This is a genomic window from Mucilaginibacter gilvus, from assembly GCF_004054195.1.
GTDB classification, from domain to species: domain Bacteria; phylum Bacteroidota; class Bacteroidia; order Sphingobacteriales; family Sphingobacteriaceae; genus Mucilaginibacter; species Mucilaginibacter gilvus.
Genome location: NZ_SBIW01000006.1, coordinates 158,272 through 172,615 on the forward strand (window position 1 = coordinate 158,272; position 14,344 = coordinate 172,615).

A 14,344-nucleotide genomic window follows, 5' to 3' on the forward strand; every position below is an offset into this window, starting at 1 on the left:
AGTATCAAGTATTTAGTATCAAGTAGCAAGACTTATCCGGATACTTGATATCAGATACTTGCTACTTGATACTAAAACTAATTAGTTAAACGCCTTAACAATATCCGTAAAATCGCGTGATTTTAGGGAAGCGCCGCCTATCAGGCCGCCATCGATATCTGCGCAGCCAAACAGTTCAGCCGCGTTTTTTGGGTTGCAGCTGCCACCGTAAAGTATGGTAGTTGCATCGGCCACGGCCTGGCTGTATTTAGCAGCAATTTCCTTGCGGATAAACGCGTGGATCTCCTGTGCCTGATCTGATGTTGCGGTAACACCGGTACCAATTGCCCAAACAGGTTCGTAGGCCAAAACCAATGTACCAAACGCGTCTGCATCTAAATGAAAAACGCCCTCAACTAACTGGCTTTTAATGATATTGAAGTGTTTTTCGGCTTCACGCTCCTGTAAAGTTTCGCCAATACAAAAGATTGGCTTTAAGCCGTTTTTAAGCGCGGTATCAGTTTTTGTAGCAAGCAATTCGTTGTTTTCGCCAAAGTACTGGCGGCGCTCCGAGTGACCTAAAATAACGTATTCGGCACCGGTAGATTTTACTTGTTTGGCAGAAATTTCGCCGGTGTAAGCGCCAGATTCGGCCTGGTGCGCGTTTTGTGCGCCAATGGCAACATTGCTGTAGCCTTTTGCTAATGCCGCAAGGCTGTGCAGGTGTATAAACGGACTGCAAACAACCACTTGCTGGTTACCTGTTGCTTCGTCGTTAACCATGTTCACTACTTCAGAAAACAAGGCTAAGCCCTCGCTGTAATCAAGGTTCATTTTCCAGTTTCCGGCTACAATTTTCTTTCTCATTGCTTTTAGTTTAGTCTATGGGCCATGGTCAATGGTCCACAGTATTTTTATTTTGTTGTTTACTTTTTATACTCTTTTCGCTATCGACCATGACTATGGACTTCCTATAAATCCCTCGTTAATTCAAACACGGTTTTTAATATATTTTGTTCCGCTTCGTTAAAGGTACGGTGCTCACGGCGGGCAAATACCCGGGCCGTAGTTTCCATTGCTTTGTTGTAGGCGTACTCTTCAAACCCGCTGCTGCCTCCCCAGGCAAAATCGGGGATATGTGTGCTTGGATAGCCACCGCCAAAAACATTGGCGTTTACCCCTACCACCGTGCCGGTATTAAACATGGTGTTAATGCCGCTTTTAGCATGATCTGCCATGATAAGGCCGCAAAACTGCAAGCCGGTATCACGGTAGCCCTTCGTAGTATAATCCCACAATTTTACTGTCGAATAGTTATTCTTTAGGTTAGAATTATTGGTATCGGCACCTAAATTGCACCACTCGCCTACTACGGCGTTGCCTAAATACCCTTCGTGCCCTTTGTTGGAGTAGCCCCAAACCACTGCGTTGTTCACCTCACCGCCAATGCGGCAATATGGGCCAATAGTGGTAGCACCGTAAACCTTAGTGCCCATTTTCAACTGCGAATACTCGCACAAAGCAAAAGGACCGCGGATGTTGGTACCTTCCCAAACCTCAGTATCATTAGCCAGATAAATAGGCCCGTTAACGGCACTGAAGGTACAGCACTCGGCCTGTGCGCCTTCTTCTGCAAAAAACGCATCACCGATGATGGTATTAGTGCTGCTGATGGTGGCACTTGTGCGGCCATTGGTCAGCAGCGCGAAATCCTTGCGGAGCTCGTCATCGTTGTTTCTAAAAATATGTTCGGGGTATTGGATACGTGTGACTTTGCTATCGTACTTAAGCGCGCCGGACAGGTAAATATCGGGCGAAAAGCTTTTGGCATCGGCCATATTAAGCCGCACAGCTATCAATACATCATCTAAAACGATAGCCTCACCGGTTTGCAATTCGCTGATGATAGCAACCAGATTTTCATCCGGGCAAACAGAACCGTTGATGAAAAAATTATCGCTCTCAATAACCATCGGGAATTTTGCCTGCAGGTATTCTTCGGTGTAAAACGAGAACTCCCGAGCCATGTGTTTGCCCCATTTTTCGGCAATGGTAAGAATACCTATGCGCAGATCGGCAACCGGGCGGGTGAACGTTAGAGGCAGAAGGGTATTACGGGCGTTATCGTCGAAGAGAATGATTGCCATGGGGCCAAAAATAAAAAAAGTCCCCCGGTAAACGGGGGACTCGTAAATATTTTATTGAAAAAACACTTATTTTTTGTTGTAACGGCTACGGAACTTGTCTATACGTCCGGCAGTATCAACTAACTTCATTTTACCTGTGTAGAACGGGTGTGAAGTGTGTGAAATTTCTAATTTAATCAGCGGATATTCATTGCCATCTTCCCATTTTACGGATTCGCGGCTATCGATGCATGATTTGGTTATGAAAGAATAGTCGTTAGACATATCCTTGAAAACAACTAACCTATAGTTTGATGGGTGCAGATCTTTTTTCATTGCTATTGTATACTTTTCTTTCTTATAAAAGAGGTGCAAATATAGTAATATTTATTAAAACTGTAAAGCATAACTTAAAAAGTTTTTAACAGGTATGAATAGATTAGGTTTGGATAAAAAAACAGTAAATCTTACGATTATCTAATAGATTCTTACTTCGTTGCTAATTGAGATTTAGTTATCTTAGGCTCATGGATTTAATTATGGGTGCGATTTTAGTGAGCAATAAGATTCTAATTAATACCGAAGCACCTGCATGGATGTACAGAGAAAATCCAATAGTTTTCTCAGGTTCTGAAGATGAAACGCATCTAAATAATCCATTAAATTTAAAAACTGTTTCCGCTGAACAATTAATTAAGATAGGCTATTCTTTAAAAGCAAATCTATTCGCCCCTATCAGCTCGTCCTTTGAAATGAATAATAAACAAACAATGGGTTCCGGTTGATAGACGTTAGCAAGAAGTAGAAACTGATCTCAATATTAATCAATAAACGATGCCGGTGTGGCGATCATGCCGGAATAAAGCTAATTATATCAAATAAAATATTAACCGACCACAAATCCAATAACGTAAAAAGAAAAAGCCCCTCTAAATTACTTAGAGAGGCTTACCAGTGATCCCAATAGGATTCGAACCTATGACCTACAGATTAGAAATCTGTTGCTCTATCCATCTGAGCTATAGGACCTGCATTATTTTGCGGTGCAAAGATGCAAATTTATACTTAAAATGGCAATAGTTCGTTTACAGTTTTACTTTATAGAATTAACTATATCATTAATAAAACTTCTTTAAAGGTAATAAAACTTATCTTTACCCCCGAGGACTGTGAACATGGGCTTACCGCTGCGAATTACTTTTGATGACAAAGATTATGTGTACCAGATTGTTAACAGCAAACTGATAGGCCAAAACACCACCGAACTGGAACTTTTGCTCAACGGCGAAAAAGTTGAGTTGGTGAAGGATGCCAAAATGGTTTGGACGCTCAAAGAAGGCGATACCTCGTTAGATCCTAACCTGGTGCAGGCGTTGGGCCGGTCAGTTTCGCTACGGTTGCGGATGTAATTATTGTTGTAGCCCGCCAAATACTTTATAATACATAATCCCCAGGATAGAAAGCATTACCAGCAACATCCACCAGGATCTTCGCTTGATGCTGCTATCAATTAAGTTGCTTGTGCGTATCGTATAAAAACTCCATGCCATTAAGGTGGTTAAAAGCGATCCACTCACGACAACTACAATTTTATTATAACTGAGGTATAGGGCGGCCATCGCGCCAATTGTTGCCAGCATTAATAATGGTGCAAACCTTAACAGTAAGCTTTTCTTCTGCTGCAAGGAGACAGGTTTCACCGTCTCCAGGAAATTTTTTATTTCTTCACGCCTTTCTACATAAGGCATTATAAAAATATTGTTGCCTTTCCCCGGGCCATTAATACCCAGGTAACCTTCTTTGGTCTCAATAATGGTATCTACGTCGCTAAACAATATTTTTTTATCGGCCAGTCCGGCTTGTCTGCGCAAAAAATGATCGTCGGCAATGGTGAGTTCATAGCTACCAAACATCGCTCTACTTCTTTTCTTTCCCTGCCAGACAGCAAAAACAACATATAGGATAATAATGACCATATATACCAGCACCGCTTGCCATCCCCCGGCATCCCCACCTTGCGAATAGTACGATATGGCCAAACCGGCAATTATGGCGACAAAGGTTAGCGGTACAGATTTGGCAAGCACCTTTTTACTAAAAAGGTTAAAATCTTCGGGCTTGTTTTTATATTGAGGCATAACTAAGGTTTACGGGCTGCTAATATAGTTATTGCACTGCTTTTTGCCTTATGCGCGGCCTGCATTTTACATCCGTGCAAATATTCAGGGTCGAAAAAAACACATGTCCGCACAAAAACCACCGTTTTAGTAGGCTATTGTTAACCCGCTGGTAATATTGAATTAATAATTGTGAAAATATTACATATAATTGTACTCGTTACACCATGAGGTACAACGTGGTAAAGGCGGGTTTTATATGTTAATGTTACGGTTAATATTAAGCCCTAAAAGTGTTAGCAAAAAGCTTAAAAAGTTTAATTTTTTGCATAAAAAAGCAACTTACGCTGTATAATTTGCAAAAAATACCATTAAAAGTACCAAGTGTTTTTTTTACAATAAGTTAATCATACTTTTAACCCAATTTTTTAAAAACTCATTATTATATGATCATAATTGCTGACGGTGGCTCAACCAAAACAAATTGGTGCCTGGTTACTGAAGAAGGTAAAAAGGTGTATTTCAACACCGAAGGTTACAACCCGTATTTTGCTCCGAAAGAGTATATCATACAATCCCTAAAGGAGAGTTTGCCTACCGATCTGGAGAAGGATAATATCACTGAGGTTAACTATTACGGTGCCGGTTGTTCTACATCGGAGATGCGTAAGATAGTAGAAGAAGCCATGCAGGTGGTTTTCTCTAAATCGAAGGTGAACATTGGTCATGATCTGCTTGCTGCAGCCCGCGCATTGCTGGGTAACAACGAAGGTTTCGCCGCTATTTTAGGCACAGGTACCAATACCTGCATTTATGATGGTAAAGATGTAGTGAACAATATCGATTCGGGCGCTTACATCCTGGGCGACGAAGGCAGCGGATGCTACATCGGCAAAAAGCTTTTGGTAGATTACCTGCGAGGCTACATGCCGGAGGCTGTCCGTAAAGCGTTTTGGGAAGAATTTAAATTAACACCTGATGATATCAACGAAATAGTTTACACCCAACCGCGTGCAAACCGTTTCTGTGCAAGCTTCAGCAAGTTTGTTTACGATAATAACGTAAACATCGAATACTCACGCAACCTGGTGCGTACCTCTTTCGAGGATTTTTTTAAAAACCTGGTTACCCATTACCCCGATTATCAGAAATACACTTTCAATTGCATCGGTTCGGTGGGCTACAACTTCCGCAATGTATTGGAAGAAGTTTGTACCGAAAACGGCATGACCGTTGGCAACATCATCCGCTCTCCTATAGATAACCTGGTGAAATACCACCTGGAACTGGCACCAAGCAGTCTTTAGAATCAAGAGGCGACAGTCTCAAGAGTCAAGAACCAAGACACAAGAATCAAGATAAAATAAGAAAAGGGTCGAAAGCAAATGCTTTCGACCCTTTTCTATTACCGCATCGTCTTTGCGAGGAAGCGCAGCGACGAAGCAATCCCCGGCAAGCGGAGCGGACATGCAGAGCCGCTAATTAAATCCGCCCTGCTACGTGGCTTTGCCTGCCGAGGATTGCCACGCTTCGCAAAGACGTAGTAGTTATTAACAGTGAACGCCTGGATTAAATCCCAGGCGTTCAATGTTTTGTTTGTTTTGTCTCTTGGTTCTTGATTCTCTCCACTGACCTTACTGATCTGAACCTACTGCACCAAATTCAACTCATTCTGGAAGATCTTGGCGTACTTCCTCCTGTCGAACTTGTAGAGTTTGGCGGCACGGTACGATACGCCTTTCTGTTTCTCGTCCAGTTCTTTTAAAAAGCCGTAGCTCAGCATTTTCTTGCGGAAGTTGCGCTTATCCAGCTTTTTGTTCAGCACCGCCTCATACAGCGATTGCAGCTGCGTGAGCGTAAACTTCTCGGGCAATAACTCAAACGCTATAGGCTGGTAATTTAGCCTGCGGCGGATCTTGTTGAAGCCGGTGTTGAAAATTTCGCTGTGATCGAAGGCGAGCTTTGGCAGATCGTTCACCGGGTGCCAAAAAGCCGATTTGGCATATTGGGTAACCGGCTTTACTTCTTTTTGCCCGTTGATACGGATCAAAGCATAGTAGGCAACGGTTATAACACGCCCCTGCGGGTGACGTTTCACCTCGCCAAATGTATGGAACTGCTGCATGTGCAGATCGCGAAGGCCGGTAAGCTCGTATAAAATACGCTCTGCGGCATCATCAATACTTTCATCTTGCTCAACAATGTAACCCGGTAATGCAAGCCAGTCTTTAAAGGGTTCCTCATTGCGTTCAATGAGTAGAATCTTTAATTCGCCAGCCTCAAATCCAAAAATCACACAGTCAATAGAAAATACTGAATCAAATGTTGGTAACTTTACTTCCAAAAGTAGTTCTATTTAGGTTTATCGGTTAAATATATACCTTAAAATTCATTCCAAAAATAATAAATTAAATTTAATGGTGTAATTTCGACACCTTATATTCGTGGCTCCAAATTTACTTGTGTAAAAATGCGTAAAATTACAAAAATAGCTGTTCTAACTTCTGGAGGCGATGCGCCGGGCATGAACCCCTGCATCCGCGCCGTAGTGCGTACTGCCATATATAATAAACTGGAAGTTGTAGGGATAAGGCAAGGTTACCAGGGCCTTATCGACAACAATATGTACGAGATGAACACCCGTTCGGTTAGTAATATCCTGAACCTGGGTGGTACTATTTTAAAAACCGCCCGCTGCCTCCCCTTCCGTACCGATGAAGGAATGGAAACCGCTTACAATAATATAAAAGCACAAGGTATAGATGGGATAGTGGTTATTGGCGGCGATGGTACCTTTACCGGTGCACTGCGTTTCTCTCAACGTTTCCCGGATATTGCCGTAATGGGCGTACCCGGCACTATTGATAACGATCTTTACGGTTCTACCTATACTTTAGGTTTTGATACCGCTACCAATACGGTTATAGAAGCTATAGATAAGATTCGCGATACGGCGGATGCACACGACCGCCTTTTCTTTATCGAAGTAATGGGCCGCGATTCGGGCGCTATCGCGTTGCGTGCAGGTATCTCCTGCGGAGCAGAAGCAATTTTGTTACCGGAGCGTGCTACCGCAATAGACGACTTGATAGAGAGCCTTAAAGCGGGGCAGTTCAACAAAAAATCATCGAGCATTGTAATTGTTGCCGAAGGCGATAAAAGCGGTGGTGTGTATGATCTGGCAGAACGTGTACGCGGGCAGGTTAAATTTTACGATATTAAGGTGACTATATTAGGCCACTTACAGCGCGGTGGAAGCCCGTCTGCATTTGACAGGATCCTGGGCAGCCGCCTTGGTTTTGCCGCAGTTAACGCGCTTATAGCCGGTAAATCGCAAATGATGGTTGGGCTTGAGGCTAATCATATTAAACTAACTACCCTGGAAGAAGCGCTTACACAACATCAGTTTAAGCTGGAAGACGATTTGATGCAGATGTCAGAAATCCTATCTATATAAATGATAGCGGTTGTATATAGCGGTTCTAATAATGCGGGTTGGCGTTTAGCTTACAAGGGGCGAACTGTTGCCTCTTTTAACACCAATGCCATTAATCCCTATTTTAACGATGAGAAATACATCACCCAGCTGCTTAACCGCAACATTAACCTTATCCACCACGCGGAAGAGATAAAGCGCATTTACTTTTTTGGTGCCGGTGCTTCTTCAGACGAACGCAAAAAAGTGGTGCAGGACGCCCTTGAAGGATTTTTTAAATTCGCCAAAGTAACCGTTGAGCACGATATCGCCGCGGCGGCCATCGCCTGCTGCAAAAACAACCCGGGTATTGTAAGCATCTGCGCAAGCGGTACCAATGCCGCCTGGTATGATGGTAAAAAAGTAAAACCCAATAATTTTGGCCTCGGCTACATCCTGGCAGACGAAGGCAGCGGTAACTGGCTGGGCAGGCAGCTCATTAAAAGCTTTATGAATGAGACACTTCCGGCAAATTTGCGCAAGAAGTTCATTCACAGCTACGATGCCGACCGCAAAACCCTTTTAGAGAAAGTTTACCGCAAAAAAGAGCCTGCTTTATACCTCAGTTCGTTCAGCGAATTCTTTTCGGAGAACAAAAACGACGTTTATCTGCGCAGTATCATTAAAACAGGATTTACTAAGCTGATTGATACCTATTTATTACCTTTGCGCGCGGAACACCCGGATGCCCCTATTCATTTTGCAGGGTCGGTGGCCTCCAATTTCCAGGATTACCTGGCCGACGCCGCAGAAGAGCGGGACATTAAAATAGCAGGCATTATAAAAGAACCAATAAACAATTTGTTGACTTATTATTCAAATAAAAATTAGAAAAATCATGAAAATAGGAATTAACGGCTTTGGCCGTATCGGCCGTTTAGCTTTCAGGGCTGCAATTGAACGTGAAGGTGTTGAAATTGTTGGTATTAATGACTTGGTTGAGCCAGATTACATGGCTTACATGTTGAAATACGATTCAACTCATGGCCAGTTCAAAGGCACCATTGCTGTTGAAGGCGGCCATTTGGTAGTAAACGGTAAAACTATCCGCGTTACTGCCGAAAAAGACCCTGCAAACCTTAAATGGGATGAAGTAGGTGCAGAAGTTATTATCGAATCTACAGGTTTATTTTTAACCTTAGATACAGCACAGAAACACATTGATGCAGGTGCTAAGAAAGTAGTTATGAGCGCTCCTGCAAAGGATGATACACCTACATTTGTAATGGGTGTAAACCACAAGCTGTTAAAAGCTGAGCAAACTATCGTTTCAAACGCTTCATGTACTACCAACTGTTTAGCGCCTATCGCTAAAGTATTGGATGATAAATTCGGTATAGTAGAAGGTTTAATGACTACTGTACACGCGGTTACAGCTACTCAAAAAACAGTTGATGGCCCGTCTGCAAAAGACTGGAGAGGTGGCCGTGGTGCTTACCAAAACATCATCCCTTCATCAACAGGCGCTGCTAAAGCCGTTGGTTTAGTTCTTCCACAGCTAAAAGGTAAATTAACAGGTATGTCATTCCGTGTTCCGGTTGCCGACGTTTCTGTGGTTGACCTGGTTGTACGTTTAAAAACGCCAACTACCTACGAAGGCATTAAAGCCGCGATGAAAGAAGCATCTGAAGGCGAATTGAAAGGTATTTTAGGTTACACCGAAGATGAAGTTGTATCTGAAGACTTTAAAGGTGATGCACGCACATCAATTTTTGATGCAAAAGCAGGTATCGCATTGAATGATAACTTCGTGAAGGTAGTATCATGGTACGATAACGAATGGGGTTACTCAAACAAACTGATCGACCTTGTACAAGAAATTGGTAAACTGTAAGGTTTAGTAATTTCTTTCATAATAGCAAAGCCTCCTAATTCGGGAGGCTTTGCTTGTTTATAAGGGATTACTCCTACCCTTGTTATCCTGAGCGGAGCGGAGGATCTAATAACCACTATGCCTCACTACTGCGCCAAAGGTTATTTTCCTTACCAATTGCAAATCCCCTAATATCACCTACATTTACTTCATCACCATGAAGAAGACACTAACCTATACCTTAAAAGTGGGCTTAACCACATTGTTTGCATCTCCAATACTTAGCCTGATTATCATGTATACTTTTGTGGGTTTGGTTTTCTTATTAAAACCCGACAATTTTAGTATTAATACAAGTATCAATTTCGTGGATATTGCGGTGCTCACCGGCATTTCTACCTTGGTTTTACCATTTGCCATTCAAAAGGCAGCGGGTTCCGGGCCGGGGGTCTACAACAAAAAATCGCAAATAACGGTGTCAACTTTCTTCTTTTCGGTACCGTTGTTTTGCATATACCTATTTACAATCAAAAGCGCAAGCGAACATCCGTTAGGAAATACCTTACTGATGGTTATCCCCAACCTTTTTGTAATGATGCTGTGTATTCGATTTTATAAGCTGGAGATTGGAACCCCCATGCCGGGAGTGGACATTGATGAATAACTAAAACTTTTTAGCGAATCTGCGTATTACTATGATGCCATTATGAAAGATATTATAAACCGCTTTAAGATCACCGATACCAACAGCTTTAAATTAAGCGATTACGACACTGCTGATACCGCAGGTCATCAAAAAGAAAACGCGGAAGAGCTGTTAAGCGATCTGATCAGGCAAACCGCAAAGCTGCAAACGGAATTATACGCTGCACATAACCATTCCCTGCTCATCATTTTCCAGGCAATGGATGCTGCCGGGAAAGATAGCGCAATAGCGCATACCATGTCGGGCCTAAACCCGCAGGGCTGCCAGGTGTTCAGTTTTAAGCAGCCCAGTGCCGAGGATTACGACCATGATTTTTTATGGCGACACTACAAAGCCCTACCCGAGCGCGGTCGCATCGGCATCCACAACCGTTCGCATTATGAGAATGTGCTGGTTACCAAAGTACACCCCGAGTTTATTTTAAAGGAAAACCTCCCCGGTATTACGAAAGTAAAACACATCGACAAAGAATTTTGGGAGAAGCGCTACCAGAGCATCCGAGATTTTGAAAAACACCTCGTTGAAAACGGGACGGTTATCGTTAAGTTTTACCTTAACCTATCTGAGCAAGAACAAAAAGAACGTTTTTTAAAACGCATTTCCGATCCTGAGAAGAACTGGAAATTTGCCGCAGGCGATATCAAAGAACGCGACAGGTGGAAAGATTACATGGATGCATACGAAACAGCCATTAAAGAAACCAGCACAACAGATAGCCCATGGCATGTAGTGCCCGCAGATAAAAAGTGGTTTACCCGTGTGACTGTTTCAAGTATTATTTTGGAAACGCTTAAAAACTTGAAATTAAAATATCCTGTACTGCCAAAGGAGGAGATGGAAGAATTGGATAATACGAAAGCTGAGTTGGAGGAAGGATAAGCGGTATTTTAGTAAACGCGAATAAACCACTACCAAAAAGGCGGTCCCCACCGCCGCTAACAAGCATTTTATTAATAGCCGGGTAATCTCACCGCTGCCAACAACTTTCCTGAAAATTTCTCTTCCCTCATTTTGAAATTTGAAAAGAAGCGTTATTTTTAGGAAACTTCCCCGCACTAAAAAACCAATGAATTACATCGACCTTTTATTAATACTCATCTTCCTTCTTTGTATCTGGGCGAGTGTTAAGCAGGGCTTTATATTGTCTTCTCTTTCTTTATTATCCTGGGTGGGTAGTTTGGCGGCAGGGTTCCTGGCCTACCGCCCGTTGGCCAGCTTTCTGCACGATCTGATGCCTTTTGCCGGTTTTTGGCTGCCGCCATTATCATTTATGATAGGTGTATTGCTGGGTAAGCTTATCTTTGATGCCATTATAGTGCGCCTGCTTGACCGGATTCCCGGCCGCGCTCACAATAACCCTGTAAATAAATTGCTTGGTGCCATTCCCGGTGTTGCCAATGGCTTTATCTGGACCATTTTATTATCCGGCATCCTGTTATTGGTACCGTTTACCAACGGCCTCTCTAAACAAACCAGGGATAGCACTTTGGCAGCCCGCCTGGTGGCGCGGATCAGCTGGCTGGATGAATCCCTATCTCCCGTGTTTAGCGAAGCGTTAAACAGCACCCTCCCCAAAAAACACACGGAAGCCGGCCATGACGAATTTATAAAGCTGCCATTCAAGGTAAAGGACCCGACAGTACGTACCGACCTGGAAGCCGACATGCTTATCCTGGTTAACAAGGAACGAAAAGAACGCGGTTTAAAACCACTCAAAGCCGACCCGGAGATGGCCGTTGTTGCCCGCAAGCATTCGGTAGATATGTTTGCACGGAGTTATTTTTCGCACTATACACCCGATGGCACCGATCCGTTCGCACGCATGAAAAAGGGGAACATTGTCTTTTTAACCGCCGGGGAAAACATCGCGTTAGCACAAACACTTACTGTGGCGCATACCGGTTTAATGAATTCGCCGGGCCATCGTGCCAATATCCTCAATCCGGCCTATGGGCGGCTTGGGATAGGCATCTTAGATGGCGGAATTTACGGGTTAATGATCACTCAGAATTTCAGGAACTGATGATATTATACGGCAAAATAATTCCGTGTAATATATTGACAGTCAATCATGCAATCGGTTGCATTTATCGTTTTTATTTATAATTTTGGCTGTCGGTTCACAACTAATCTCACTAACCACCATAAGCCTCCTATTATGCCTAAATTAAAAGCCTTATCTATAATGCTGTTGCTCGGCATTTTCTCATCTCGCGCCTTTTGTCAGCAGTATAAGAACTTCCGCGTAGCGGTTTACTGCCGTGCTTACGAGGTTGCCAAAATGAACGATACCACCAATTACCTCAAGCCCATTTGGGATGAGCTATCCCGGCAACTTAAAGTGGATAAAGTTTACCTCGAAACGCACCGCGACACACACATTGTAGATCAAAAAACGTTGGATATTGCCAAAAAGTTCTTTAAAGACCGTGGCATTACCGTTGCGGGAGGCATCACCTACACCATTAGCGAACCTAATAATTTTGAAACTTACTGCTATAGCGATCCCGCTCAGCGCAAAAAGGTGCAGGAAATAGCGGAATATACTGCCAAAAACTTCGATGAATTTATTTTGGACGATTTCTTTTTTACGGATTGCAAATCGGACCAGAGCATAAAAGATAAAGGGACAAAAAGCTGGACGGAATACCGGCTGAAACTCATGACAGATGCCGGCAGAGAGTTAGTGGTAGGCCCCGCTAAAAAAGTAAACCCAAAGGTTAAGGTAATTATTAAATACCCAAACTGGTACGAGCATTTCCAGGGACTGGGCTTTAACCTGGATGAAGAGCCCAAATACTTCGATGGTATTTACACCGGTACCGAAACACGGGATGCCGTAAGCAGCGACCAGCACCTGCAGGCCTACCTGGGTTACAACGTTTTCCGTTATTATGAGAACATAAAACCCGGCGGCAATGGCGGCGGATGGGTTGACCCGGGAGGGATGCGTAATTACGACCGCTATGCCGAGCAGCTCTGGATAACCGCCTTTGCCAAAGCGCCGGAGATCACGCTGTTCGATTTGAGGCAGCTGATACGCAAAACCATCCCTACCGACCGATCGGCATGGCAGGGGCAGCAAACCAGCTTCGATTTTGATAAAATGATGGCGCCTGTAAATTACAACGGCGGCACTCCGGCGGCACCCACAACTATTGCCCGCGCCGCCGGGTACACCTTTGAAACCATAGATAAGTTTTTGGGGCTGTTAGGAAAGCCGATAGGCATAAAAAGCTACCGCCCCTATAATGCCACGGGCGAAGATTTCCTGCAAAACTTTTTAGGGCAGGCCGGCATCCCGATGGACCAATGCCCAACATTCCCCGCTGCAGATTCGGTTATATTACTTACAGAAGAAGCTAAATTTGATGCCCAGATAGTGGACAAGATAAAAAAGCAGCTTACCGATGGCAAAACGGTAGTAATAACCTCGGGATTGCTGCACGCCCTTCAGGATAAGGGGATAAAAGATATTGCCGAGATCACCTACACCGACCGCAAAGCATACGTAAAGGACTTTAAAACACGGCGGACCGGCATTGTATCTATAAACAGGCCGATGCTTATCCCGCAGATCCAGTACCTCACCAACGATTCCTGGGAACAGGTATCCGCTATAGACGGGCAAATGGGCTGGCCAATACTGCACGAGGCGCAATACTCCAAAGGTAAACTGAACGTATTGGTGATCCCCGAAAATTTTGCCGATCTGTATCGTTTACCTGCCGAGGCCCTCAACCGAATAAGGGCAACCCTGGGCGCAAAGTTGAACGTACAGTTAGAAGGCCCGGGCAATATTAGCATCTATATTTATGATAACAATACCTGCATAGTAGAGTCGTTTTCTGATGAGCCGGCTGAGGTGAACCTGCTAACAGCAACCCCATATAAAACCCTTACCGATCTGCTCTCCAACGCGAAACTACCCGGAACAGTAAGAAAAGTAAACGGCGGTTACGGGCAAACCGCCAGCGAGAAAAATGTGTTTCCAGTTAGCCTTAAACCACACTCCTACCGGGTGTTTAAGTTTGAATAAACATTACCCGTTTTATAGCCAAAATTTGTCAGTTTCTCAAAAACTGATGATAAAAAAGAAAAAGCGAAACGGTGATGTTTCGCTTTTTC

At 43.6% G+C, this 14,344-nt stretch carries 15 protein-coding genes and 1 tRNA gene; 10 read left to right on the top strand and 6 right to left on the bottom strand.

Annotated elements, in window-relative coordinates; all coding sequences use genetic code 11:
* Window positions 1-81: 81 nt before the first annotated feature.
* The 3 genes from tpiA to EPL05_RS12855 form a co-directional block, all read right to left on the bottom strand.
* Window positions 82-846, bottom strand: a complete 765-nt coding sequence (tpiA, locus tag EPL05_RS12845; protein WP_128534374.1) for a triose-phosphate isomerase — start codon at window positions 844-846, stop codon at window positions 82-84.
* 104 nt (window positions 847-950) lie between these two features.
* Window positions 951-2,126 (bottom strand): putative sugar nucleotidyl transferase, encoded by a 1,176-nt coding sequence (locus EPL05_RS12850; protein WP_128534375.1) that lies wholly within the window; start codon window positions 2,124-2,126, stop codon window positions 951-953.
* Between the two features lie 66 nt (window positions 2,127-2,192).
* The gene (locus EPL05_RS12855) at window positions 2,193-2,441 is read right to left on the bottom strand and encodes a type B 50S ribosomal protein L31 (RefSeq protein ID WP_128534376.1); all 249 of its coding nucleotides are present in this window, start codon (window positions 2,439-2,441) and stop codon (window positions 2,193-2,195) included.
* A gap of 191 nt (window positions 2,442-2,632) precedes the next feature.
* On the opposite strand from EPL05_RS12855, the gene EPL05_RS12860 reads away from it, so the two are divergent.
* Complete coding sequence (locus tag EPL05_RS12860) at window positions 2,633-2,890, top strand: immunity protein Imm33 domain-containing protein (protein ID WP_128534377.1); 258 nt, start codon at window positions 2,633-2,635, stop codon at window positions 2,888-2,890.
* Window positions 2,891-3,060: 170 nt separating this feature from the next.
* Here EPL05_RS12860 and EPL05_RS12865 read toward each other — a convergent pair.
* Window positions 3,061-3,134: transfer RNA gene (locus tag EPL05_RS12865), tRNA-Arg, on the bottom strand.
* Window positions 3,135-3,280: 146 nt separating this feature from the next.
* On the opposite strand from EPL05_RS12865, the gene EPL05_RS12870 reads away from it, so the two are divergent.
* Window positions 3,281-3,514: a hypothetical protein gene (locus EPL05_RS12870; RefSeq protein WP_128534378.1), complete on the top strand. Its 234-nt coding sequence runs from the start codon at window positions 3,281-3,283 to the stop codon at window positions 3,512-3,514.
* On the opposite strand, the gene EPL05_RS12875 is transcribed toward EPL05_RS12870, so the two are convergent.
* Window positions 3,515-4,243, bottom strand: coding sequence for a hypothetical protein (locus tag EPL05_RS12875; RefSeq protein ID WP_128534379.1), 729 nt, complete (start codon window positions 4,241-4,243; stop codon window positions 3,515-3,517).
* A 425-nt stretch (window positions 4,244-4,668) separates the two neighbouring features.
* Here EPL05_RS12875 and EPL05_RS12880 point away from each other — a divergent pair, with 425 nt between their 5' ends.
* Window positions 4,669-5,529 (top strand): N-acetylglucosamine kinase, encoded by an 861-nt coding sequence (locus EPL05_RS12880; protein WP_128534380.1) that lies wholly within the window; start codon window positions 4,669-4,671, stop codon window positions 5,527-5,529.
* A 341-nt stretch (window positions 5,530-5,870) separates the two neighbouring features.
* On the opposite strand, the gene EPL05_RS12885 is transcribed toward EPL05_RS12880, so the two are convergent.
* Window positions 5,871-6,566 carry an NUDIX hydrolase gene (locus EPL05_RS12885; RefSeq protein WP_128534381.1) on the bottom strand — a complete coding sequence of 232 codons (696 nt, stop codon included), beginning with the start codon at window positions 6,564-6,566 and terminating at the stop codon, window positions 5,871-5,873.
* A 126-nt stretch (window positions 6,567-6,692) separates the two neighbouring features.
* Between EPL05_RS12885 and pfkA the strand changes: the two genes are divergently transcribed.
* The 7 genes from pfkA to EPL05_RS12920 all read left to right on the top strand — a co-directional run bounded on the left by pfkA (window position 6,693) and on the right by EPL05_RS12920 (window position 14,255).
* Window positions 6,693-7,679, top strand: coding sequence for a 6-phosphofructokinase (gene pfkA, locus EPL05_RS12890; protein WP_128534382.1), 987 nt, complete (start codon window positions 6,693-6,695; stop codon window positions 7,677-7,679).
* Window positions 7,680-8,528 (top strand): hypothetical protein, encoded by an 849-nt coding sequence (locus tag EPL05_RS12895; protein WP_128534383.1) that lies wholly within the window; start codon window positions 7,680-7,682, stop codon window positions 8,526-8,528. It begins immediately after the preceding gene.
* Between the two features lie 7 nt (window positions 8,529-8,535).
* Entirely contained in the window at window positions 8,536-9,531 is a 996-nt protein-coding gene (gene gap / locus EPL05_RS12900; protein WP_128534384.1) for a type I glyceraldehyde-3-phosphate dehydrogenase, read from the top strand.
* Between the two features lie 196 nt (window positions 9,532-9,727).
* Window positions 9,728-10,174: a hypothetical protein gene (locus EPL05_RS12905; protein WP_128534385.1), complete on the top strand. Its 447-nt coding sequence runs from the start codon at window positions 9,728-9,730 to the stop codon at window positions 10,172-10,174.
* Between the two features lie 42 nt (window positions 10,175-10,216).
* Complete coding sequence (locus EPL05_RS12910) at window positions 10,217-11,095, top strand: polyphosphate kinase 2 family protein (RefSeq protein ID WP_128534386.1); 879 nt, start codon at window positions 10,217-10,219, stop codon at window positions 11,093-11,095.
* Window positions 11,096-11,282: 187 nt separating this feature from the next.
* A complete protein-coding gene (locus tag EPL05_RS12915) occupies window positions 11,283-12,239 on the top strand; it encodes a CvpA family protein (protein WP_128534387.1) in 957 nt (318 codons plus the stop codon).
* A 135-nt stretch (window positions 12,240-12,374) separates the two neighbouring features.
* Window positions 12,375-14,255: a hypothetical protein gene (locus EPL05_RS12920; RefSeq protein WP_208394741.1), complete on the top strand. Its 1,881-nt coding sequence runs from the start codon at window positions 12,375-12,377 to the stop codon at window positions 14,253-14,255.
* The last annotated feature ends 89 nt before the right edge of the window (window positions 14,256-14,344 follow it).